The 23,692-nt window shown below is 37.7% G+C and carries 25 protein-coding genes; 21 read left to right on the top strand and 4 right to left on the bottom strand.

Annotated elements, in window-relative coordinates; genetic code table 11:
- Nucleotides 1-145: 145 nt before the first annotated feature.
- The 7 genes from FGK96_RS00890 (at nt 146) to FGK96_RS00920 (ending at nt 8,223) form a co-directional block, all read left to right on the top strand.
- Nucleotides 146-2,563: a glycyl radical protein gene (locus tag FGK96_RS00890; protein WP_138080514.1), complete on the top strand. Its 2,418-nt coding sequence runs from the start codon at nt 146-148 to the stop codon at nt 2,561-2,563.
- 14 nt (nt 2,564-2,577) lie between these two features.
- A complete protein-coding gene (locus tag FGK96_RS00895; RefSeq protein WP_138080516.1) occupies nt 2,578-3,246 on the top strand; it encodes a fructose-6-phosphate aldolase in 669 nt (222 codons plus the stop codon).
- A gap of 75 nt (nt 3,247-3,321) precedes the next feature.
- Entirely contained in the window at nt 3,322-4,416 is a 1,095-nt protein-coding gene (locus tag FGK96_RS00900) for a glycerol dehydrogenase (protein ID WP_138080518.1), read from the top strand.
- 263 nt (nt 4,417-4,679) lie between these two features.
- Complete coding sequence (locus tag FGK96_RS00905) at nt 4,680-5,768, top strand: ABC transporter permease (RefSeq protein ID WP_138080520.1); 1,089 nt, start codon at nt 4,680-4,682, stop codon at nt 5,766-5,768.
- A 1-nt stretch (nt 5,769) separates the two neighbouring features.
- Entirely contained in the window at nt 5,770-6,447 is a 678-nt protein-coding gene (locus FGK96_RS00910) for an ABC transporter ATP-binding protein (protein WP_138080522.1), read from the top strand.
- Nucleotides 6,448-6,488: 41 nt separating this feature from the next.
- On the top strand, nt 6,489-7,178 hold the full coding sequence (locus FGK96_RS00915) for a response regulator transcription factor (RefSeq protein WP_138080524.1): 690 nt from the start codon (nt 6,489-6,491) through the stop codon (nt 7,176-7,178).
- A complete protein-coding gene (locus FGK96_RS00920; protein WP_138080526.1) occupies nt 7,165-8,223 on the top strand; it encodes a HAMP domain-containing sensor histidine kinase in 1,059 nt (352 codons plus the stop codon). The genes FGK96_RS00915 and FGK96_RS00920 overlap by 14 nt, the downstream gene beginning before the upstream one ends.
- Nucleotides 8,224-8,273: 50 nt before the next feature.
- Here the strand turns inward: FGK96_RS00920 and FGK96_RS00925 are convergent, their stop codons facing one another.
- Nucleotides 8,274-8,783 (bottom strand): phosphatidylglycerophosphatase A, encoded by a 510-nt coding sequence (locus tag FGK96_RS00925; RefSeq protein WP_138080528.1) that lies wholly within the window; start codon nt 8,781-8,783, stop codon nt 8,274-8,276.
- A 304-nt stretch (nt 8,784-9,087) separates the two neighbouring features.
- Here FGK96_RS00925 and FGK96_RS00930 point away from each other — a divergent pair, with 304 nt between their 5' ends.
- Together FGK96_RS00930 and FGK96_RS00935 are read left to right on the top strand one after the other, a co-directional pair.
- The gene (locus FGK96_RS00930; protein WP_138080530.1) at nt 9,088-9,429 is read left to right on the top strand and encodes a helix-turn-helix domain-containing protein; all 342 of its coding nucleotides are present in this window, start codon (nt 9,088-9,090) and stop codon (nt 9,427-9,429) included.
- A 139-nt stretch (nt 9,430-9,568) separates the two neighbouring features.
- Complete coding sequence (locus FGK96_RS00935) at nt 9,569-9,838, top strand: zinc ribbon domain-containing protein (protein ID WP_138080532.1); 270 nt, start codon at nt 9,569-9,571, stop codon at nt 9,836-9,838.
- A 107-nt stretch (nt 9,839-9,945) separates the two neighbouring features.
- Here FGK96_RS00935 and FGK96_RS00940 read toward each other — a convergent pair whose 3' ends face one another.
- Nucleotides 9,946-10,767, bottom strand: a complete 822-nt coding sequence (locus FGK96_RS00940) for a methyltransferase domain-containing protein (RefSeq protein ID WP_138080534.1) — start codon at nt 10,765-10,767, stop codon at nt 9,946-9,948.
- 352 nt (nt 10,768-11,119) lie between these two features.
- Between FGK96_RS00940 and FGK96_RS00945 the strand changes: the two genes are divergently transcribed.
- The 8 genes from FGK96_RS00945 to FGK96_RS00980 all read left to right on the top strand — a co-directional run bounded on the left by FGK96_RS00945 (nt 11,120) and on the right by FGK96_RS00980 (nt 18,298).
- On the top strand, nt 11,120-13,060 hold the full coding sequence (locus FGK96_RS00945) for a BglG family transcription antiterminator (RefSeq protein ID WP_138080536.1): 1,941 nt from the start codon (nt 11,120-11,122) through the stop codon (nt 13,058-13,060).
- Between the two features lie 3 nt (nt 13,061-13,063).
- The gene (locus FGK96_RS00950) at nt 13,064-13,522 is read left to right on the top strand and encodes a PTS sugar transporter subunit IIA (protein WP_138080538.1); all 459 of its coding nucleotides are present in this window, start codon (nt 13,064-13,066) and stop codon (nt 13,520-13,522) included.
- Nucleotides 13,523-13,531: 9 nt separating this feature from the next.
- On the top strand, nt 13,532-14,866 hold the full coding sequence (locus FGK96_RS00955) for a PTS galactitol transporter subunit IIC (protein ID WP_138080540.1): 1,335 nt from the start codon (nt 13,532-13,534) through the stop codon (nt 14,864-14,866).
- Nucleotides 14,867-14,868: 2 nt separating this feature from the next.
- Nucleotides 14,869-15,153 carry a PTS sugar transporter subunit IIB gene (locus tag FGK96_RS00960; protein WP_003082714.1) on the top strand — a complete coding sequence of 95 codons (285 nt, stop codon included), beginning with the start codon at nt 14,869-14,871 and terminating at the stop codon, nt 15,151-15,153.
- A 1-nt stretch (nt 15,154) separates the two neighbouring features.
- Nucleotides 15,155-16,015, top strand: coding sequence for a class II fructose-bisphosphate aldolase (locus tag FGK96_RS00965; protein WP_172601573.1), 861 nt, complete (start codon nt 15,155-15,157; stop codon nt 16,013-16,015).
- A complete protein-coding gene (locus tag FGK96_RS00970) occupies nt 15,993-16,679 on the top strand; it encodes a triose-phosphate isomerase (RefSeq protein ID WP_138080544.1) in 687 nt (228 codons plus the stop codon). The genes FGK96_RS00965 and FGK96_RS00970 overlap by 23 nt, the downstream gene beginning before the upstream one ends.
- Before the next feature lie 7 nt (nt 16,680-16,686).
- A complete protein-coding gene (locus tag FGK96_RS00975) occupies nt 16,687-17,208 on the top strand; it encodes a YjbQ family protein (protein WP_138080546.1) in 522 nt (173 codons plus the stop codon).
- Nucleotides 17,209-17,275: 67 nt separating this feature from the next.
- Nucleotides 17,276-18,298 carry a S66 family peptidase gene (locus tag FGK96_RS00980; RefSeq protein WP_138080548.1) on the top strand — a complete coding sequence of 341 codons (1,023 nt, stop codon included), beginning with the start codon at nt 17,276-17,278 and terminating at the stop codon, nt 18,296-18,298.
- Between the two features lie 23 nt (nt 18,299-18,321).
- On the opposite strand, the gene FGK96_RS00985 is transcribed toward FGK96_RS00980, so the two are convergent.
- Both FGK96_RS00985 and FGK96_RS00990 read right to left on the bottom strand, forming a co-directional pair.
- Nucleotides 18,322-19,272, bottom strand: coding sequence for a sigma factor regulator N-terminal domain-containing protein (locus tag FGK96_RS00985; protein WP_138080550.1), 951 nt, complete (start codon nt 19,270-19,272; stop codon nt 18,322-18,324).
- Nucleotides 19,250-19,726 (bottom strand): RNA polymerase sigma factor, encoded by a 477-nt coding sequence (locus tag FGK96_RS00990; protein ID WP_138080552.1) that lies wholly within the window; start codon nt 19,724-19,726, stop codon nt 19,250-19,252. Before FGK96_RS00990 ends, FGK96_RS00985 begins: the two co-directional genes overlap by 23 nt.
- A gap of 196 nt (nt 19,727-19,922) precedes the next feature.
- On the opposite strand from FGK96_RS00990, the gene FGK96_RS00995 reads away from it, so the two are divergent.
- The 4 genes from FGK96_RS00995 to FGK96_RS01010 all read left to right on the top strand — a co-directional run bounded on the left by FGK96_RS00995 (nt 19,923) and on the right by FGK96_RS01010 (nt 23,691).
- A complete protein-coding gene (locus FGK96_RS00995; RefSeq protein ID WP_138080554.1) occupies nt 19,923-20,843 on the top strand; it encodes a CPBP family intramembrane glutamic endopeptidase in 921 nt (306 codons plus the stop codon).
- Nucleotides 20,844-20,999: 156 nt separating this feature from the next.
- On the top strand, nt 21,000-21,878 hold the full coding sequence (locus FGK96_RS01000; RefSeq protein WP_138080556.1) for an ABC transporter ATP-binding protein: 879 nt from the start codon (nt 21,000-21,002) through the stop codon (nt 21,876-21,878).
- On the top strand, nt 21,875-22,609 hold the full coding sequence (locus tag FGK96_RS01005; RefSeq protein WP_138080557.1) for an ABC transporter permease: 735 nt from the start codon (nt 21,875-21,877) through the stop codon (nt 22,607-22,609). Before FGK96_RS01000 ends, FGK96_RS01005 begins: the two co-directional genes overlap by 4 nt.
- Entirely contained in the window at nt 22,606-23,691 is a 1,086-nt protein-coding gene (locus tag FGK96_RS01010; protein ID WP_138080559.1) for a sensor histidine kinase, read from the top strand. The genes FGK96_RS01005 and FGK96_RS01010 overlap by 4 nt, the downstream gene beginning before the upstream one ends.
- The last annotated feature ends 1 nt before the right edge of the window (nt 23,692 follow it).

The raw sequence follows: 23,692 nt of genomic DNA on the forward strand, positions 1-23,692 counted from the left end.
ACGCGTCAGAAGGTTTATTTTGCACGATCGTGCAAAATAAAATGAATCGATTCTCTTATCATTGGAGACTTCCAAAGTCCTCTGAATATGATACTATAGTTACGAAGGAAAGTTTTTTTATTACGAAAGAAAAAAGGAGAGGCATATGACTGACTTAAAACAATCTTATTTTGGCACACTTACTGATAGGATGAATAACTATCGTGAAGCAGTTTTGACAAAAAAACCTTATATTGATGCGGAACGTGCTATTCTTGTAACAGAAAGCTATCAAAAGCACATGGACAAACCTGCAAATCTTAAACGAGCTTACATGTTACAAAATATCTTGGAAAATATGTCCATTTATATTGAAGATGACAGTTTAATTGCAGGGAACCAGGCTTCCTCTAATAAAGATGCTCCAATCTTCCCCGAATATACCTTAGATTTTGTGATTAAAGAATTAGATCTTTTTGAAAAACGAGACGGAGATGTCTTTTATATCACAGAAGAAACTAAGGAACAACTAAGAGCTATTGCTCCTTTCTGGGAAAATAATAATTTACGAGCACGAGCTGGTGTCCTCCTCCCCAAAGAAGTTGATGTTTATATGGAAACAGGCTTCTTTGGTATGGAAGGAAAGATGAATTCTGGAGATGCACACTTGGCAGTTAACTACCAAAAACTGCTTGAAGAAGGCTTAATAGGTTTTGAAAAACGGGCTCGTGATGCTAAAGCGACACTTGATTTGACTGTGCCAGAGAATATTTATAAGTATCATTTTTATGACTCCGTCTTTATCGTCATTGATGCTGTTAAAACTTATGCAAAACGGTATGCTGACTTAGCACGCCAGTTGGCCCAAAAAGCCGATGATGTCAGAAAAGAAGAACTTCTTGAAATCGCTAGGATTTGTGATAAGGTGCCCTATCAGCCAGCAGAGACGTTTGCTGAAGCGGTTCAATCTGTTTGGTTTATCCAATGTATCCTTCAAATTGAATCTAATGGCCACTCCCTATCTTATGGGCGCTTTGACCAGTATATGTATCCCTATGTTAAAGCGGACTTAGAAGCGGGGCGTGAGACAGAAGCTTCTATTGTAGAACGCTTAACTAATCTTTGGATTAAGACGTTAACGATTAACAAAGTTCGTAGTCAGTCTCATACCTTCTCATCTGCAGGTAGTCCTCTTTACCAAAATGTCACTATCGGCGGGCAAACGAGAGATAAGAAGGATGCTGTTAACCCACTTTCTTACATGGTATTACGCAGTGTTGCCCAGACAAAGCTTCCACAACCGAACTTAACCGTTCGTTATCATAAAGGGTTAGACAAAAGCTTTATGAACGACTGTATTGAGGTTATGAAGCTTGGGTTTGGAATGCCAGCCTTCAATAATGATGAAATTATCATTCCATCCTTCATCAAAAAAGGTGTCTTAGAAGATGATGCTTATGATTATTCAGCAATTGGCTGTGTTGAAACAGCAGTACCAGGGAAATGGGGTTACCGTTGTACAGGGATGAGCTATATTAATTTCCCTAAAATTCTGCTTATTACTATGAATGACGGCATTGATCCATCATCTGGTAAACGCTTTGCTAAGGGGCATGGACATTTTAAAGAGATGACTTCTTACAAAGAGTTGAAAGAAGCCTTTGATGAAACCTTAAGGGAAATCACTCGGATGAGTGTCATAGTTGAGAATGCTATCGATCTTGGATTGGAAGCAGAAGTGCCAGATATTCTCTGTTCAGCTCTAACAGATGATTGTATTGGCCGTGGTAAGACTCTAAAAGAAGGTGGGGCCGTTTATGATTTTATCTCAGGCTTACAAGTTGGCATCGCCAATCTGTCTGATTCCCTAGCGGCGCTGAAAAAATTAGTCTTTGAAGAAAACAAGTTAAGCACAGAAGAATTATGGCATGCTTTGGAAACCGACTTTGCTGGTGACCGAGGAGAAGAAATCCGACAAATGCTGATCAATGATGCACCAAAATATGGTAACGATGATGACTATGCTGATCAGCTTGTTGTGGAAGCCTATGATACTTACATTGATGAAATTGCTAAATACCCTAATACACGATATAATCGTGGTCCTATTGGAGGTATTCGTTATTCAGGCACTTCATCTATTTCTGCTAATGTTGGTCAAGGTAAAGGTACCCTTGCAACACCGGATGGTAGACATGCCGGTACACCTTTAGCAGAAGGATGCTCTCCAGAGCACAGCATGGACAAGAAAGGCCCTACCTCCGTACTTAAATCAGTTTCAAAATTACCGACAGAAGAAATTGTAGGCGGGGTTCTCTTAAACCAGAAAGTTAACCCTCAAACATTGGCCAAAGAAGAGGATAAAATGAAATTAGAGGCGCTCTTAAGAACATTCTTCAATCGTCTTCATGGCTACCACATTCAATACAATGTTGTCTCACGTGAGACCTTGATTGATGCTCAAAAAAATCCTGAAAAACACCGTGATTTGATTGTCCGTGTGGCAGGTTATTCAGCCTTCTTTAACGTTTTATCAAAAGCAACCCAAGATGACATTATAGAAAGAACAGAACACACACTATAGGAGTAAACAAAACAATGGAATATATGTTAGACACTTTAAATTTAGATGAGATAAAAAAGTGGAGTCGGATTTTACCACTAGCTGGCGTCACATCAAACCCAACAATTGCTAAAAAAGAAGGGGCTATTGATTTCTTTGAACGTATCCGAGAGGTGAGAGCAATTGTTGGCGACGAGGCCTCTATTCATGTTCAGGTTGTGGCTCAAGATTATGATGGTATTTTGAAGGATGCTGAGGAAATCCGAAAACAGTGTGGTGAGTCAATATATGTTAAGGTTCCAGTAACTAAAGAAGGCTTAGCGGCTATTAAAACTTTGAAAGCAGAAGGTTACCATATTACAGCAACGGCTATTTATACGACTTTTCAAGGTCTTTTGGCGATAGCGGCTGGTGCTGACTACCTAGCTCCTTACTATAATCGTATGGAAAATCTTAATATTGACCCTGCTGTTGTGATTGGTCAGCTTGCTGAAGCTATTGACCGTGACTTCTCAGAGAGCAAAATTTTAGCGGCTAGTTTTAAAAATGTAAGTCAGATTAATCAAGCTTTTGCTCAGGGAGCTCAAGCTATCACAGCTGGCCCAGATGTCTTTGAAGCTGGCTTTGCGATGCCATCAATTCAAAAAGCAGTTGATGATTTCGGCAAAGATTGGTCTGATAACTACGGTAAGGATATGATTTAGCTCAAAGCTGATATGAGAATTAGCTTTGAGAAAAACTTAAACAATGCTATTAATAAATAGAAACGAGGACTTATCATGAAAATTTTTGCAAGCCCATCACGTTATATCCAAGGAAAAAATGCTCTCTTTGAAAATCATAAGGTTATTCTAAAACTTGGAACTAAGCCAATCTTACTTTGCGACGATACTGTTTATCAGATTATTGGTAAGGATTTTGAAGATTATCTCCATAGACAAGGTATACTAGCTGACCGTGTCCATTTTAATGGTGAAGCATCTGACAATGAGATTAAACGCGTTGTTGCAATCGCTGAGGAACAAAATAATGATCTAATCATTGGATTGGGTGGAGGTAAAACTATTGATAGTGCCAAAGCTATTTCAGATGAATTAGGTGTTCCTGTTGTTATTGCACCAACTGTAGCCTCTACAGATGCTCCGACGTCCGCTTTATCAGTTATCTATACGGATGAGGGGGCTTTTGAAAAATACATTTTTTATGCTAAGAATCCTGACTTAGTCATTGTTGATACACAAGTTATCTGCCAAGCTCCAAAAAGACTATTGGCTTCTGGTATTGCAGATGGTCTGGCAACCTGGGTCGAAGCGAGAGCGGTTTTGCAAAAAAATGGTGAGACAATGGCTGGAGGCCATCAGTCCTTAGCAGGGATTGCGATTGCCAAAGCTTGTGAAGAAACCCTCTTTGCCGATGGCTTGCAAGCGATGGCTAGTTGTGAGCAAAAAATAGTGACCAAAGCCTTGGACAATGTTGTAGAAGCAAATACTTTGCTCAGTGGCTTAGGATTTGAAAGTGCAGGTCTAGCTGCTGCTCACGCTATTCATAATGGCTTTACAGCATTAGAAGGAGATATTCATCATCTGACTCACGGTGAAAAAGTTGCTTACGGCACTTTGACTCAGCTCTTCTTAGAAAATCGCCCTAAAGAAGAAATTAATAAGTACATTTATTTCTATCAAGCGATTGGTATGCCGACAAGTCTAAAAGAGTTGCATTTAGACAATGCTAGCTATGAGGATCTCTTGAAAGTTGGTCAACAAGCAACGATAGCTGGTGAAACAATCCATCAAATGCCATTTGATATTACGGCAGAAGATGTTGCTGCCGCCCTACTTGCAGTTGATGCTTATGTCAAAAACCTTACTCGCTAGTTGATAAATTATAATATTAAGGTAGAAAAAATAACCTTGATTTGAACTGTACCCTAAAAGTTAGATACAAAATCTAACAATTGGGGAGCAGTCCATTGTCAGGGTTATTTTTTTAGGAAAAAAGAACAAGCACCAGCCACTATAAAAGTATCTTAGATTAGGCTAAATAATCAACTACTATTTTTAACAATTTGGTTTGAAAGGTCATATTCAGGTCATAATTATGTTTTATACTTTCCTTATTAGAAAAAGGAGTAATATGTATGAAAGTAGCATGGAAAGAACTGACTTATCAGCCTAAGAAATATCTTTTAATTGAATTTTTAATTGTGATTATGATTTTTATGGTAGTCTTTTTGACGGGTTTGACAAATGGTTTGGGTCGCGCTGTTAGTGCCCAGATTGAAAACTATGGCAAGGTTAATTATTTACTATCAGAGGACTCTGAAGATATTATCAGCTTCTCACATTTTTCTGACCAGACTTTAAAAGAGATAAAGGACCAAAACAAGCAAAAAGTAGCCGGTCTAGCTATCCAAAGAGCGAGTCTCAAAAAGAGTCTAAATTCAGATACGATTGATGTTACTTATTTTGTTGTCGAGGATGGTTCTTTGGTTAATCCTGAGGTTATATCAGGACATAAGCTATCAGCAAGCAAAAATCAGGTTATCCTAGATCAGTCCTTTAAATCTCACGACATTAAGCTGGGTGATAAGCTTCTTGATAGTAGCAGTAAGCATTCACTTGAGGTGGTTGGCTTTGCTAAAGACGCCATGTACGGCCACAGTGCAGTTGCCTTTATGAGACCTCAAACGTTTGCAAGTCTTAAAAAAGAAAGTATGCCTGGTTACAAATGGCAACCGCAAGCCTTTATCTCTCAAGAGACATTTAAAACAAAAGATCTTCCTAAACAAGTGACTCAATTAGGGCAAAAGGCACTTATCGAGAAAATTCCTGGTTATCAGGCAGAGCATTTGACTTTAACCATGATTACCTGGGTTTTACTAGTAGCTTCTTCAGCAATCCTTGGTGTTTTCTTTTATATTTTAACTTTACAAAAATTAAAACAGTTTGGAGTTCTCAAAGCGATTGGTATGTCTATGAGTCAAATTTCTTTGATTCAGATGGGACAAATCACCATGCTTTCCCTCTTAGGTGTCGGTATTGGCATTGGCCTAGCAACTTGTCTAGCGCAAGTCTTACCAGCTAGTATGCCTTTTTATCTAAAGTGGGATCATGTCTTACTTGTAGCGATAAGCTTTATCCTTATCTCAATGATTTGTGGTGCTCTGTCCTTGTTGAAAGTTAGAAAAGTCGATCCTTTAGAAGTTATAGGTGGAAATGGAGAGTAAGATGGCATTATTAGAATTAGAACACATCACTAAAAGTTTTCAAGATGGGGATGGTCGTCGCACCATTCTAAATGACCTTAGTCTAAGTATTCAACAGAATGAATTTGTGGCTATTTTAGGGCCTTCAGGTTCTGGGAAATCAACCCTTTTATCAATCGCAGGGCTTCTATTATCAGCTGATTCTGGCACTATTACGATTGCTGGTCAAGATTTATCTCATTTGAAGCAACAGCAATGGACTAAAAAGCGTCAAGAATTACTAGGTTTTATTTTTCAGGATCATCAGCTTTTGCCCTTTATGTCAATTAAAGACCAACTGTTAATGGTAGCTAAAATGAAAGGCGCTCGGGATAAGAAAGAGATGACAGCAGAAGTCACTCGTCTTCTAGAGGAGTTAGATATTCATAACTGTCAAGATAAATACCCTAGCCATATGTCGGGAGGGCAAAAGCAGAGGGCTGCTATTGCGCGAGCTTTTATTGGGAATCCTAAACTCATCTTAGCTGACGAACCAACAGCCAGTTTAGATCCCCAAAGGGGACAAGATATTGCTAGACTTATCCAAGAGGAAGTAAAAAGCAAGCAAAAAGCTGCGCTGATGGTAACCCATGACCACGCTATTTTAGATTTAGTTGACAAGGTATATGAGCTCAAAAATGGCCAGTTGGTCCAAGCTTAAGTTTTTTAGATGTGATATAATTGGGGAGCAAGGAGGGGGTCATGTTTACCATTTTAGTTGCTGAGGACGATCGCTCACTCAATAAAATTATCACGACTAAGCTTAAGCAGAACCATTTCACAGTTTATCCTGTTTTTAATGGTCAGGAAGCTTTAGATGTCATGGAAGAACATAAGGTCGATTTGGTCATTACGGATATTATGATGCCTGTTTTGGATGGTTATGGCTTATTAAAACTATTAAGGGAAACTGGTAACAAGACACCGGTCTTAATGATTACAGCCAAGTCACAATTTGAGTCTCTAGAAGAAGCTTTTCGCCTAGAAGTCGATGACTATTTGGTCAAGCCGATTCGATTGCCAGAGTTACTCTTACGTGTTCAAGCCTTGCTTCGACGAGCGGGTTTAGAAGCAGAACAAAAATTGGTCTTTGCCCATACACAATTGGACTATGCTCAGTTAACCATGACTGATTTAGTCACACAAACGTCTATCCAATTACCTCCCAAGGAGTTTTATTTGCTCTATAAACTGTTGAGTCGGCCAGAGAAAGTGTTTACGCGGCTTGATTTATTAGATGATATTTGGGGAATGGAAGATGACAAAGATGAACGACTGGTAGATGCCTGTGTGAAAAGGCTTCGGCAGAAATGCAAGGGAAATCCTGATTTTGATATTCTAGCAGTTCGTGGACTTGGTTATAAAGGGAGACTTATAAATGGCAAAAGCTAAACAATTACAGTGGTCTTTGCGGTCTTATTTCGTTGTTTTATTTATTGGGATTCTCTTTGTAACTTGTCTGTCGGGTCTTCTTGTTGTCTATGCTCTAAGAACTGGTTTACAACTTGAAGGGCACTTGCTTTTTTGGATTACGATTTATACCGGTGTTATTCTCATACTTGGTAGTTTTATTATGTGGCAGGGGTCGATTCATCTAACACGTCCTATCCAAGATTTGAATCAGGCTGTTAAAGCAGTAGCTCAAGGGAATTTCGATTATCAGATCGTCCGTAAAACCTATCCTAAGGATACCGCTCCCTATCATAACGAAATTGATCAGCTGTCTCAAAATGTTAATCAGATGGCTCAAGACTTGAAGAATTTGGCGCAACTGCGTCAAGATTTTATTTCGAACGTTTCCCATGAGTTGAAAACGCCAGTGGCTTCTTTGGTGGGGTTGAGTGATTTGCTTGCTGACTCTGATTTGAGTAGGGAAGATCAGGCGGAGCTATTAGCATTGATGCAGTCTGAAACATTGAGACTTAGTCGGCTTTGTGATGATATTTTGAATTTATCACGCTTAGACCGTCAAGACCAGCTTCGCATTGAAAAGGTAAGAGTAGATGAACAAATTAGGCACAGTCTTATTCTCCTAAAAGAAAAGTGGAAAGACAAAGAGATTCAAATTGATTTTCAGCCTCTTTCTATAATGTGGGGAACAGACCCTGATTTAAGTATGCAAATTTGGCTTAACTTACTTGATAATGCTATTAAATACTCTGGAAGGCAAGTTAATCTGACAATTATCATGAAAGAAGAACAAAATGGCCTCTCTCTTGCTTTCCGAGATAAGGGGATAGGTATTGCTTCTGATAAATTACGGTATATCTTTGATCAGTTTTATCAAGCCGACCAATCTCATAGCCAAGAAGGAAGTGGACTTGGCTTAGCTATTGTTAAACGTATTGTGACCTTACTTAAGGGTCAATTGGAAGTATTCAGTCAAGAAGGTGAAGGAACACAAGTCATGCTTTTTTTGCCAAAGCTAGTTGACTAAAAAAGCCCTTAACTTAGTAGTTTGTCTAAGTTAAGGGCTTTTACATGTTGCTATTGTTGGTTAGCAATGGCACTTTTGTCGGGATCATTATGAGCGATACGACTAGCTGCTGCTGCGGCGATAGCACATACGATATCATCTAAGAAGGTGTGACAAGATTTGCCATCTTTGACATTTAAACGAGCAATGATTCCTGGTTTTGTCTTGTCTAAATAGCCATAGTTTGTGAAGCCGATTGAGCCATAAAGGTTCACAATAGACAAGGCCAAAATTTCGTCAATGCCATAGAGACCTTCGTCAGTGTTAAGAATGTCAAGGAGAGGCTGGCTTAACTCACGTTGTTCAGCTAGTTTATCCAGTTCAACGCCTGTGATAATAGCATTTTGCACCTCACGTTTCTTTAATATGGCTGAAACATTTTCTAAACATTCATCAATAGTTAGATTTGGGATGTATTTATTTTGCAGGGACATAACCAATTCTGCTATGTCTTCAAGCATGACCCCACGTGTAGTTAAGAGTTGAGAAGCTACTTCTTTTAATTGTGTATCACTTTTCATTGCAAGTCTCCAATCTTTTTTTCTATTATAACATAGCACTAGGATGTTAATATTTTTACCTCTTTGGTACAGTTATGTCACCAAAAGGTTAAAACAAAAAAGTTAGGCTTAAAAAGACACAAATATGGCAATATAAGCTATAATAGAGTACTGTAGGAAGGAACTCTAATCGTCAGAAAAGATAAAAAAAGATCTTTAGCATAGCCTGACTTTTAAAAGTTGATTGCCTAAAAAAATGATATTTTAAAAGCTTAAAAAATTTGATATATCTGTGTAGAATGGATATCATGAGGTAAAAAATTGTATGGAAAATAAAGTTTTGCAGAAGTATATCTCAAAGAGAATACGACTGCTACGATTGAATAAAGGTTTAACTCAGGAGCAACTGGAAGAAAAAGCTGATCTTGGGACCAATTATGTTTATAAATTGGAAAACCAATCCACTAACGTAAAAGTAAAAACTTTAGAAAAGGTAATGAGGGCACTAGAAGTCGATTTTGAAGAATTTTTTGATATTAGTTTAGTGGAAAAAAATGAAGATTTATCTGAGTTACTAGTGCAAATCAAAGAACTTTCCTCTGGTCAACAAGATAGAGTTATCAAAGCTCTATCTACTTTAGTTGGAGAGATAAAAGGCGAGAAATAGGCCTCAGTCACAATAAATATACCATGAGAAATCATGGTTTTTTTTTATTTATTCCTTTAAGTTAGTTGATATTTAATATTCAGAAAATAACATTTAATTACCTAGTTATGGTAAAATAGAAAAAAGATAGGAGAGAGTTATGGAAAAATTTTGTCAGTCCTGTGCCATGCCTTTGATGCCCCAAAATAGAGATCTCCGTGGCCATAATGCTGATGCAACAAAGTCAGATGAGTACTGTTATCTTTGCTACCTGAATGGGCAATTTACGGAACCTAATATCACCTTCGAGCAAATGGTTGCTAAAGGTAAAGCAGGGATTCAATCAAGCCCAGGAAATCGCTTGGTTAAGTGGTTAGTAATGACAACCTATCCTATTATGCTGAAAAAAACGAAAAGATGGCGTCGATAATTAAATACCTTAATATTCCTACGCATCAGATTCTTTAGTAATAATGCTAAACCAGAAACCATCCAATTCATAGAGAAAACAAGTTCCCATTGTGGGAACTTGTTTTCTTAGAGTTTTCCTGCTATTAAAATATCAGCTGCTATAGTAATTTCTCTTATAGATTCCATTTTAAGCTGCTTGGTATCAACATTAAAAAAGAGTGGGGTCATTTGAGTAAAGTCACTTAAATCTTTTTGGTTAATAGGGTAGGTATGGCTATGATGACTGATTGCATAATGAGGAAAAGCCTGGGCGAAATGTGCGATGACACTTTGGTTAGAATAGTCTTTAGAAGAGATTTGACTAGCAGCAAGCTGACGTAGCTCTTTAAGGTGGTCACTAGCTGTCACGACTTTGATAATTTTCCCTGTGGGTTTTAAGACCCTTTGAAATTCTTGGTAATGGGCAGGAGAAAAAATATCTAGTATAATGTCTACGCTTTGGTCTGCCAAAGGCAATTTGGCTAAGTCACCGACAAACCAAATCACGCGACTTTGGAAATCCTTTTTGGCTGCCAATAGGATAGACTCTTTAGAAAGATCGAAAGCTAAGATTTGACGATTAGGTGTCTGTGCAAGTGCTCGTGCGTAATAGCCCTCACCACAGGCAACGTCTAAAATGGTACCACCTTCGTCTAGCTGTAAATAGTTATTTATGGCTTCTAAAAGATGACGATAATAGCCAGCTTCTAAAATATGGCTACGCCTGATAAAAGATTCTTTGTTGTAGTGAGTATCTTTTTTGACATTGAGTAGAAGATTGGCATAGCCTTGTTTAGCCAAATCAAAGGTGTGCCTTTTGGGACAGATGAGACTGCGACCAGCTAGTTGAAAGTCGTTATGACAGATTGGGCAAATAAAGAGGTCTACGGTCTGTGAAAAAGCAAGCATGAGGTTTCCTTTCGACTTGAATGAAGCTGACTCTATTATACACTATTTCATATTTGTAGGAAGCTATGAGTTATAAGTAAGGTATTAAGCTTTATTGGTTACAAAATGATAGCGTTGAATCACAAAAATAATTGAATTCCATTCCATTCTTGTGAGAGTGCTATATACCTTCTTGATAATCCATTATCAGAGTAAACTAGCTTCCTTGCTTTGAAATTAATTAGGGCATTTTATATAATGAAAATAATTTTAGAGATCATAGTCAGTCTTACTAGATTAATGTGGAAGTAGGATGGCTTAAGTTTCGTAAGCGTTTTCTATATAATGATAATAGCATCTGATAGGAGGACCGATGAACAATAGACAAAAAGATTTAGCTATAACCCTATTGGAACAAAATAGTTTTATGAGTGCTGCTCAATTAGCAAAGACTCATCAGGTTTCTAGTAAGACTATCTATTCAGATTTAAAAGAGCTTCAAGACCTCTTTTTAACTAATGACCTCTTTTTAACTAAAGTTCCTAGACATGGGATTCTCGTAGAAGGTGAAGGTGCTCATAAGGCTAAATTACTTGCAAGTTTAAGAAGTCAAAATGAATTAAGCATCAATTATAAGGATTATTCAGAACGCGAAGCACGTTACCTTTACAAACTAATTTTGGAGGCCGATAAACAGTCTGTTTTAGATTTAGCCCTATCCTTTTTCTTGAGTGAAACTTCTGTTAGACGGGACTTGGAAAAACTAGAACACTATTTACGAGAAAATAAGTTGCTTTTATCTAAGCAAATGGGCGATGTTCAGATTAAGGGGAGTGAGAAAGATATCCGTCATTTTTACCGTACTTATCTTATTTCGAACTATCAGTTAATGTCTCCTCAGGAAGATATTAAAAAGACTCTTTCTTCAATTTTTCCTGTAGAGCAGGTGACTGACATTTGTGACATGATTGCCAAATCTACGGCTTTGTATGCTTTCTCAATTCCTAGTCATTTGGAAATCTATCTCATTTTAGATCTTCTGATTGCAAGTAATCGGATTAGACGACAACACTGTTTAAAGGAAACAAGTATTGAGGAAGATTTGAAGTACCTTGAAGTCTACCCTTTAGCAAGTGACTTGTTGAGTCAGGCTTTGTCCATACCAGTTGAGAGGTTGCCAGATAAGGATATTAAAGATATATGTCTAACCATTTTATCACTAGGTTATGTTACCATTCCGGATGATAAACATGAATTTCATATTTTAACTAAACACTTAATTCAGAAGGTTAGTGAACTGTCTGGTATTGATTTCCAAGCTGATCAGTACCTCTATGAAAAAATTGCAAACCATATGCGACCGATGATTTACCGCTTAAAAAATGGTATTCGTTTAGAAAATCAGACCACTGAAGAAATTAAAAAGCGTTACTCGATACTCTTCAACATTGTATGGCTAGCCACTAAGACGGTGGCAGACAACTATCAAATAGCTTTTTTAGATTCGGAAATTGCTTTTTTGACAATTTATTTCCAAATTGCTGTCGAAAAAATTGAAAAGCCCTTATTAATTTATGTTATTTGTCCTCATGGATTAGCCACTTCTGAACTCATTATCAATGCACTAAAACGAGTGATTTCTCCCTATGACTATCTCAAAAAGATAGATTATACTCAAATCACAAGCCATGAAGCCAAAAAAGCAGATATGATTATTAGTTCGGTGGAATTGAGTCATATTGAAGAACCTTACATACTAGTTAGTCCGGTTCTTAGTCAATTGGAGATGGAAAAAATACGAGATGTCTATTACTCCATGGTCAATGGAAACAGGAAAACCCTTTCTGTTATCAATAATCATGATGTTGTGAATCAGTCACTTATCTCAGATTTAATAGGGCAGCGTATCTATTTACATCAAGATTGCCAATCACTGGAAGAATGTATTCAATATCTTGTGGAACACAACGATACTAACTATAATCATTCGTCAGCATACAGAAAGTCTATTATGCAACGAGAGTCTTTAGGAAGCACTAGTGTCTATACTGGAATTGCTCTGCCACATGCCAGTCCGGATACTGTTGAAGTATCACAATTAAGCCTTCTAACCCTAAAGAACCCGATTCAATGGGGGACTAATCAAGTTGGCGTAATTATGTTAATTGCTATTAAAGGTGGAGAAGAAGAGGTCTACAAGGATGCACTTATCCATATCTATTCGAAAATTGATAATCAGAATTTTATTAGAAGGTTGGCACAAGCTAGCACTAAGAATGACTTTATGCGTGTATTATTAGGAAAGGAACGTTAAAGGATGGATGAAAATTTAATATTTTTACAGGTTTCAGGTATAGAAACGGCAGAAGAAGCTTTGACATACCTGGGAACCCGTCTTCGAGAACAGCGATTTGTTAAAGATACATTTGTTTCGGCAATTATTGAGCGCGAAAATATTTTTCCGACGGGCTTGCAATTTGAAGACTACGGAGTTGCTTTACCTCATACGGATGCCAAACATGTCACTCAAACGCAGGTAGCAGTAATGACCTTAGAAAAGCCAGTTACCTTTACTCAAATGGCAAGCAAAGATCAGGAAGTTGCTGTTCAGTTAATCGTCATGTTGGCAATCAAAGAGGCACATTCTCAGTTGGAAATGTTACAAACCTTGATGGGGGTGTTACAAGATAGAGACTTAGTTCATGATATTTTAGCTTGTCGTGCTGACCAGCAAGATCAAGTATTAAAATTGTTATCATCACATAATATATTATAGGAGGCTATCATGTTTGATATCTTACAAAAGTTTATTGATTTAGGCGCAATTGTCGTTCTCCCTATCTTAATCTTCATCTTCGGGCTTTTGCTAGGAACCCCAGCTCGCAAAGCTTTTAATGCGGGTGTTACAGTTGGGATTGGTTTTGTTGGTTTGAATTTAGTTGTTGAACTTTTATCAGGAAGCTTGGGTAAAGCTGCCCAAGCAATGGTGGAACGTTTTGGCTTACAATTAACAACGCTTGACGTTGGCTGGCCAGCAGCGGCAGCAATTTCTTACGGGACACTATTAGGAAGTTTAGCTATTCCGGTTGGAATAGCAGTCAATGTTTTACTCTTATTTATTGGCTGGACAAAAACCTTGATGGTTGATATGTGGAACTTTTGGCATGCGGCCTTTGTAGCATCTTTAGTGTATGCAGTGACTCATGATTTTGCTTTAGGTCTCTATGCTATGATTGCTTATCAGGTGATGATTTATCTGCTGGCAGATATTATTGCACCAGCAATTAAGAAATTTTATGGTTTTCCAAACATAACCTTCCCCCACGGAACTTCAGCACCAGGTTTTCTTGTGGCTATTCCTTTAAATTGGATTTTTGATCGTATCCCTGGTTTTAACAAAATTCAAGCTGACCCTGATACCATTCAAAAGAAATTTGGAATTTTTGGTGAAAGCACTGTTATGGGCTTAATTATTGGGCTAGTGATTGGTATATTAGCAGGTTATGACCTTCAAGGGATTTCTCAATTAGCGGTGAAAACTGCTGCTGTTATGCTCTTAATGCCTCGTATGGTCTCCATTTTAATGGAAGGCTTGTCACCTATTTCAGAAGCGGCCAATAGTTTTGTACAAAAACGTTTCCCTGGTCGGGAAGTCAACATCGGGATGGACTCAGCTTTATCAGTAGGTCATCCAGCTGTTCTTTCAAGTTCGTTAATTCTTGTTCCTATTACAATTTTACTCGCTGTTATTCTACCTGGTAACAAAACGTTACCATTTGGGGATTTAGCTACTATTCCATTTGTTGTTTGTTTAATGGCAGCTGTTTTTAGAGGCAATATCATCCGAACTGTTATTGGTGGTTCATTGTATATGATTTCTATTTTGTATATTACATCTTGGGCAGCGCCTCTTGTAACAGCTTCTGCAAAAGCTGCTAAGTTTAATCTTGATGGGCATTCTAGCATTACAGCTATGGCAGAGGGAGGACTTTGGCCGACAGGACTCTTCATTTTTGCGGCCAATCATTTACCATGGCTAATTATTAGTCTTATCTTAATAGCTTCCTTAGCAGGATTGTTTTACGTCAATAAAGTTACTAAAGAGACAAAAGAGGTTTAATTATGAAAAAATTATTAGTTATGTGTGGTTCTGGTATTGCGACATCAACAGTTGTTATGGGAAAGGTCAAAACCTGGCTAGAAGAAAATGGTTATGACAAAGATGTTAAGCTTTATCAATCAAAAATTGCGGAAGAAGTTAATCATATTGATGATTATGATATTGTTATTTCAACAACGGTTGTTCCAGAGAGTGTTCAGGATAAGGTAATTATGGGATTGCCTTTGTTAACTGGTATTGGTGCAGATGCTCTATGGGAAGAGGTTAAAAAAGAAATCGAGGCATAAGATGAAAGTAAGTATGTCAGCTCTCTTAAAAGAGGCGCAAAAGCAAGATTTTGCGGTTCCAGCCATGAACTTCATTGACTTTTCAAGTGCAAAAGCTTATTCAGAAGCTAGTCAAGAAAAGGGACTGCCTCTTATCTTAGCCTTTGCTCAGACTCACAATGATTGGCTGGCTTTAGAGGATGCGGCCATGATAGGGCGTTATATCCAAGAAAAAGCCAGTACGCCCATAGTTTTACATTTAGATCACGGTCAGGATTTGGCCTTTATTAAAAGAGCCATTAAGTTAGGATTTAATTCCGTGATGATTGATGCTTCCTTAGAAACCTTTGATGATAATGTCAGACTAACAAGAGAAGTAGTTGATTATGCTCATGCTAGGGGTGTTGATGTTGAAGCCGAAATAGGTTTTGTAGGAGCTAATGAAAATTTGGAAAACCATCAGGTTATAGAGTCCATATATACAAGTTTAGAGGACGCGCAAGCATTCTATCAAAAGACAAACGTTGACAGTTTAGCTATCTCTATTGGTACCGCTCATGGCATCTATAATGGAACCCCTAAAATTAATTTTGAAAGGTTAGCACAAATTTCTAGTCAGCTTCCTATTCCTCTCGTTTTACATGGAGGCTCCTCTTCAGGTGATGCTAACTTGAAGAGATGTGCGCGTGAAGGCATTGCCAAAATAAATATTTTTTCCGATGTTATTACTGCGGCATTTTCCTATCAACAAAAGCATCAAGTTAAAGACTATCCAAGCCTAAAACAAGGAATGCAAAGGGCAATGAAAGAAGTCCTACTCCGTTATTATGACGTTTTTGAAACTAAGGAGGTTTTGAGCGATGAAAGCAAGTGTCAATCCTAATTTTTTCGTCTTTAATCCCAAATCTTATCTTTATGGACAGGAACTTTTGGACCTCGCATTAATGGCAGATCAATTAGCAGATCAAGATGTCAGCATTTTTGTAACAGCACCATATACGGATTTAGGCCAATTGGCTGAGCATACAGAGCATATCATTGTCACAGCTCAGCATTTAGATGGCATCTCTCCAGGAAGAGGTATGGGAGCTGTTTTGCCAGACGCCTTAGTAGAGGTTGGTGTCAAAGCTGTTTTCTTAAATCATGCGGAACATCCTATGACTTTGAGTCAACTTATCAGAGCCTTAACTATTTGCCAAGAAAAGGAGATTGTTTCCATTGTTTGTGCAGACTCTGTTGAAGAAGCTCGCGCAATAGCAGTCTTAAAACCAGATATTATCTTGTGTGAGCCAACAGAACTCATTGGAACAGGAAAAACAAGTGGGAACGACTATATTGAAGAAACAAATAAAGCTATTAAGGAGCTTCATCCGGAATGTTTGGTTATGCAGGCGGCAGGTATCAGTAGTGCTGGAGATGTTTACCAAACCATATTAGCAGGCGCGGACGGGACAGGTTGTACGAGTGGGATTGTTAAAGCTGAAAATCCAAAACAGATGCTAATCGATATGGTTAAAGCTGTCAAATCAGCAATTCAAGAAAGGTAGGCGAAAAATGACGGTTTATCAATCTCAATTTAGTCTTAATACTCATGCACAGCGAGATTCTTATTTTGATGTGACCTCTCAAGTGAGAGAGGCTCTAGCGGAAAGCCATATTCAAAATGGGATGGTCTATGTGACGACACCACATACAACTTGCGCGATTTTCTTTGAGGAATGGACACATGATAGTGATATGAATGGAGATGATTTTCTTAATTTAGACTTATCACAAGCCTTGGAGAGGATTTTCCCTCCTCACACTTCTTCAGAAACCTATCACTATCCTGGAGAAGCCCATTATCGCGCTGTTGAATCTTGGCCCAATCCGGAACAATGGTTACCAGGGGGAGATCGTAGAGCATTATGGAATGCTGATGCCCATCTTAAAGCTAGCCTGATTGGAGCAAGTGAGATGGTTCCGGTAAAGCAAAATAGCTTAGCTATTGGTAAAACGGGATATATTTATTTTGTTGATTTTGACCGAACACGTGAAAGAGAGCGGCGTGTTCAGGTAACCATCATTGGTGATTAAAAAGTAGATTGGTCTTCCATCTACTTTTTCTTTGTGTTATGATATGAAAAAGCAATTGGAGGTCACTATGATTAAAACAGTTGGAATTGTTAGCCTTTCAAGTGGTATTCTAGGGGAAAAATTAGTTAAGCATGAGTTGGACCTTGGCCTTAAACGTCTTAAAGATTATGGCTTAGAAGTTAAGTTCTTGCCTAATGCTCTAAAAGGATTGGATTATCTTAAGAAACACCCCGAAGTGCGTGCAGACGATTTTATCCAAGCTTTTAAGGATGACGACATTGATCTGATTCTTTGTGCTATTGGTGGAGATGATACTTACCGTCTCTTGCCTTATTTGTTTGCTAATAAGGAATTAGAGCAGGTGGTAAAACAAAAAGTATTTTTAGGTTTTTCTGATACGACAATCAATCACCTCATGCTTTATAAAGTTGGTATTAAAACTTTTTATGGACAATCCTTTCTTGCAGATATTTGTGAACTAGACAAGAAAATGTTACCTTATACAGAGCATTATTTTAGCGAGCTTTTGCAAACAGGAAGGATTTCAGAGATCCGACCAAGCCATATATGGTATGAGGAAAGACAGGATTTTAGTGACAATGCCCTAGGCACGCACCGAATTGCTCACACGAATTCAGGATTTGAATTACTTAAAGGTAAGTCAAAATTTTCTGGTAAAATATTAGGAGGTTGCTTAGAATCTCTTTATGATATCTTTGACAACAGCCGCTATGAGGATAGTGCAGAGCTGTGCAAAAGGTATCAGCTCTTTCCTTCTCTAGAAGAGTGGCGGGGAAAAATTCTCTTTCTAGAAACTAGTGAAGAAAAACCTAGCCCTAAACAACATCGTCAAATGTTAGAAAAACTAAAAGAGACAGGAATCTTCAGTGTTATCAATGGCTTATTGGTCGGTAAGCCTCAAGATGAACCTCACTATGAAGCCTATAAAGAAAATCTCTTAGAAATTATTGATATAGATATTCCAATAGTCTACAATCTCAATATAGGACACGCAACCCCACGTGCTATTCTGCCGTTTGGTTGTATAGCTGATGTTAATGTAGAAGAGCAAGTTATCACATTTAGATAGTTAAAAAGCCCTGAGGGCTTTTTTTAGTTGGTGTCTAATTTATAATACTCTTGATTTTTGATGCTAGCACCAATGCTTGAAGCATATATCCACTTTTGTTCCTTGAGAGCTTTAAAATCTTCTGACTTTCCTGTTAGAATCATGCCAGAAAAAGTGAGTTGGTCGCTACTTTTAACCTTTTTGGATTTTTTTAGATATTTTTTCAAGTCCGAATAGATATCAACCCGGCCAATAGAGATTCTAGATCCATTTTGATAAACTTTCTTCATATTTTGAAGAAAAAGGTGGGGTGTTTCTAAATTTTCAGGATTGGTCCCAAATTGGTAAGCAGTGGACCATTGCGAAGTGTCTAGTTTGGTGTAAGTTCCAATCCAATACCAATTTTGTTTAATTGTCTTAGGAACTTTCTTTTTAATTTCTTGATAGGTATATGGCCTGTCAAAGGTTATGGCTACTTCAATGAGCCGATTGTCTATTTTACTAACTTGCTTAAGATCTTGACTGGGATTTGTTTTGATATCACTTTTAGTAAAGCGAACATGTGTATTGTAAAATTGTGGAATTTTTTGTCGTGTTCCTCGGTCATAGAGACCAGTTTTTGATGAGAAAGCGTCTCCTGGCGCAGAGTCATAGGTCCCGGTTAAATTGTAATAAGCTTCATAAGGAGAGTAAGGGACTGGTATGCCAGCTAAATCTTTAAAGCGATCAGCATGAATTTTACCAGTGAATTGACCACTTGGAAAATAGTAAAGACTATCGTAAGAAATATTTGGATAGGCGATTTGGGCTAATTGTTCATAGTTTTCATAAATTTTTTGCCCATTCTTAGCCGTCAAACTGCTCAGACCTTTAAAAGATAGGGCTAAGGCAAGTAGGCAAGCTAAGAGACTGAAAAGACTTGTTTTTAGGAAAGTTGTTCTTCGACGTTTTTGAGCTAGCTTAGCTAAAGGGTCATTTGTTTTTAAGGTGGTCATTTGGATATCCTTTCATTTGTAATTGTTTTTTGAGAAGATGTCGTGTCCGCATCAATCGGATTTTAATATTGCTTTGGGAATAACCTGTAATGGTCGCTATTTCTTTAACTGAAAATCCCTGAAAATAGTAGAGGTCTAAAAGTAGTCGTGATTTTTGGTTGAGTTGACTGATAGCGTCATACAAGTCATCATAATCTTCCAAGTCGTAGAGGGTGACTGCTTGTTGGGAAAAGAAGTCTCTTTTAAGCAAATCATAGTAGCGTTTATCGCGCCGATAAAGATCAATGTAGCGACGTATGGCTGTGCGGTACATCCAAGCTCGGATTTTCTCCAAAGGTATAGAATAATTACATTCAAGCATTTGAAGGAAAACATCTTGGGTAACATCTTGAGCACGGTGGGGTGAAATCCCAGAATTGACCAAATAGGTGATAATTTCTTGAGCATAATCCATTAGCTCTTTCTCATAAGCATCTAATTCAATAACAATATCCTCCTTACATCACCTTTTTTCTATTCACTAGTATAACGAATGAAAGTAATGGATGGTTACATTTTATCAAAACTATTTTAAAAGGGGCTTTAATAGCATTGTCATTCTTATGTTATTAATTTATAATGAAAACAAATTTGGAATTAAGGAGACGAACATGATTAAAAGACGTATTTTAGCAGTCCAAACTGAACGTTATCAGAAATTGCCCACTTGGCTGGTGGTTCTAGTAGCCTGTGTGATGGTTTATGCTTTCTTTATCGTAGGAAGTCTCGTTTCAGAAGTATTTTTGAAAACAGTGACTAGTTTGGCTATGCTACTGAACTCGGGCCTTAGAGCTAATATTGATGCATTTAAGAACAGTTCCCTAGGGGGGCTAGTTAACTTTCCCTTTATTAGCTTGAGTCTCTTTGCTTGGGTTAAATGGTATGAGAAAAGGCCTATCCGAAGTCTCGGATTCTTCAAAGGTCAAGTTTTTCTAGAGTTAGCTAAGGGCTGGTTTATAGGAACATTCCTATTTTCGATAACGCTTGGTTTAAGTTATTTACTAGGAGGAGTAGAGCTTCATTCAGTTGATTTTTCTTTTAAGACGCTTGAATTTTTAGTCTTTAGTATTCCTTTTTGGCTCCTTCAAAGCGGAACAGAAGAACTATTAACACGAGGATGGTTATTACCCATCCTTGCCAGGAGGACACATTTAGCGATTGCAATAATTGTCTCAAGTAGTCTTTTTGGGATCATGCATTTGAGCAATGATAATATTAACTTTTATTCGGTACTCAGTATTATTGTGGTAGGAGTTTTCCTTGCTCTATATATGCTCAAAACTGATAATATCTGGGGCGTAGCTGGGATTCATGGCGCATGGAATTTTACTCAGGGTAATATCTTTGGGATTTCTGTTAGTGGTACCGAGGCTGGTCCTTCACTCATGCGCTTTGGCCAAAAAGCAGGCACCCCTGATTGGATTTCAGGCGGAGCTTTCGGAATAGAGGGGAGTTTGATTGCCAGTCTTGTTATCCTAGTTGCTACTGTCTACATGGCTTGGCAATTAGTCAAAAAAGAGCATAAGGTTTAAGATTTCTTTGGAAAATAGCTGAGCCTTACGTTAAAGCCCTTCAAGGGCTTTTTTAATGACATTTGTCATATGACATCATGACTTTTTGTACTATTTACCTTGAAGCAATTCCTCTATACTTAAGCTATTAAAAGGATCTAGGAAAGAAGGGTTACCATGATTAGAGTTGAAAATGTCACTAAAGTGATTAAGCAGAAACAAATTTTAAAGAATATTAGCTTTAACCTTGAAGAAGGTGAGTGTGTTGCATTGATTGGCCCCAATGGGGCGGGGAAATCAACCTTGATGGGGACGCTATTGGGAGATAAAAAAATTAATAAAGGTAGGGTTTCTGTTCAGGGAAAGGGACCTAAAGACGCGGCGCTGAAGGAAAAAGTTGCAATCTTGCAACAAGACAACACTATTCCTAATAACTTAAAGGTTAAAGAGTTAATTACCTTTTTTAGAGATATTGCAACACACCCTCTATCCCTTCAAGAAATTGACCGCTTCCTTGGTTTTGATGAACAAGAAAAAAATCTCCTTGCTAAAAAGCTATCTGGTGGGCAAAGGAGGTTGCTTTCCTTTGTGCTCATTCTGATTGGTCAAGCAGATATTCTCTTCTTAGATGAACCAACAGCAGGCATGGATACGTCAACCCGCAAACGCTTTTGGGAAATAATCTCTGATTTAAAAGGGCAAGGAAAGACTATCTTTTACACCAGTCATTATATTGAAGAGGTGGAACATACTGCTGATAGAATATTAATTTTACATAGAGGAAAATTAATAAAGGATACCAGTCCTTATGATTTGGGTAATGAGGAAATGGAGAAAGAAATTACCTTACCTCTAAAATATGAGCATTTATTAGAGTCTTCACCTTTGATTGATCAGCTTTTCCTGAAAAAAGAAAGCCTGCAGTTTAGAACTAAGGCTTTGGCTCAGCTATGGCCTCAATTAGAAGCCGTAGGTGTCAGTATCCAAGATATTCAAATTCAAAACAAGTCGCTTCTAGATAGTTTATTTGAACAAACACAAGGAGAAAGAGAATGAGAGCATTACTAAAAATTGAGTGGATTAAATTATGGCGTGAGTGGCCAACCTTTATTTTGGCTATTGGTATGCCAGTTGGCTTCTTCCTATTTTATTCAGGGATGACCATGTCGCCTGACCCTAAGCATCAAAAAGAATTTATTCAATCCTATATGTTAACCATGACCGCATTTTCTATGTCAAGTTTCGGCTTTTTCTCTTTTCCAGCCATGTTATTTGAAGATCAAAAGAATCATTGGTTACTTTATTTGGAGCGTGCTAATGTGTCAACGCTCCAGTACTATGTCTCAAAGATTATCCGTGTCTATATCAGCTTTACCTTTTCTATCCTAGCCACTTTTGCGGTTGCAAAAATGTTTAGAGATGTTGATATGTCTTTGGAACAATGGCTGGGTTCTGCAATCTTACTACTCATTTCAGGCTTGGTCTTTTTAGCCATGGGACTCTTGATTGCTCAGATTCCTTCTCTTCAATTAATGTCCATAGTTGGTAATGTTGTTTTTTTATTATTAGCTATCATTGGAGGGTCATGGATGCCTATTTCCATCTTTCCTAAATGGATGCAAGACATCTCCAAGTTGACACCAACTTACCACGTCAATCAGATGGTTACAAAATTTGCAGAAAAGACCCAAATGCAATGGCAGTCCTTGCTTATTATCTTTGCCTATGCCATAATAATGATGATAATAGCGCTAGCAATTAAACAAAGGAAAGAAGTAACGGTGTGATTTTAAAATGGCAGTGGGAACATCCTCTCTATTATGTCTCCTTAGTTTTCATGATATTTCCATTTGGTGGTATCTTCTTTTTCGGATACCCTTTGTGGACATTGCCATTTTCTCTCTTATTTTTATTTGCTTATCTCTTTATTGTTCATGAAAAGAAGAGCTGGGTGACTAACCTTTTTTGGGTTTACATGCTAATCTATATTACCTACATGTCCTTATTTATCAACAGTGGCATGATTTGGTTATTCTTTTATCTAAATAACCTTTTTGTCTATCGCCTACGAGACAACTTTAAAAGTTTCCGTTTCTTTTCTTATGTTGCCACCACACTAATTGTAGTTTTATATGTTTTTCTAAAGGGATATGACATCACAACCCAAGTTCTAGCCCTGGTCGCGCCAATTCTCAACTTTTCTATGCTCATTTTTTGGACTCTAGAACGTAAACGTGAAGAAGCCAAGGAAGTCCTCATAGAGAAAAATAGATCCATTAATTTGCTTTTGGCCGAGAATGAACGTAATCGCATCGGTCAAGATTTACACGATACTTTAGGTCATGTTTTTGTTATGCTGACGGTCAAGGCTGATTTAATCCAAACACTTTTGGATCATGGTGAAATCGCCAAGGCTCAAAATGAAGTAGTTGACTTACAGAAAATTACTAAAAATGCGACTAAAGATGTCAGACAAATGGTTGAAAGTCTCAAAGACCATAAGATTAGCCAAGAACTGCTAGTCATATCTAATATGTTAGAATTAGCGGGAGTCAAGCTCCACATAGAAGGTAACGAAGTGGCTGAATTATTTCCTACGGACATACAAAGCAAACTAAGCATGATACTCCGAGAATTAATTAATAATCTTATGAAGCATAGTCAAGCCAAAAAATGCCAGCTTACCTTTAGTCAAACTGAAAAAAACTATATACTCAATTATCAAGATGATGGTATTGGTTTTTCAGATATTAATGGTCGAGAATTACATAGCATTAAAGATCGTTTGGTTCCTTTGAGAGGGCACCTAGAAATAAGTTCAGTCAAAAAACCAACTCAAATAAGCATTACAATCCCTTTAAAGGAGTAAA

Origin of the sequence: Streptococcus porcinus, from assembly GCF_901542335.1 — a bacterium.
GTDB classification, from domain to species: Bacteria; Bacillota; Bacilli; order Lactobacillales; family Streptococcaceae; genus Streptococcus; species Streptococcus porcinus_A.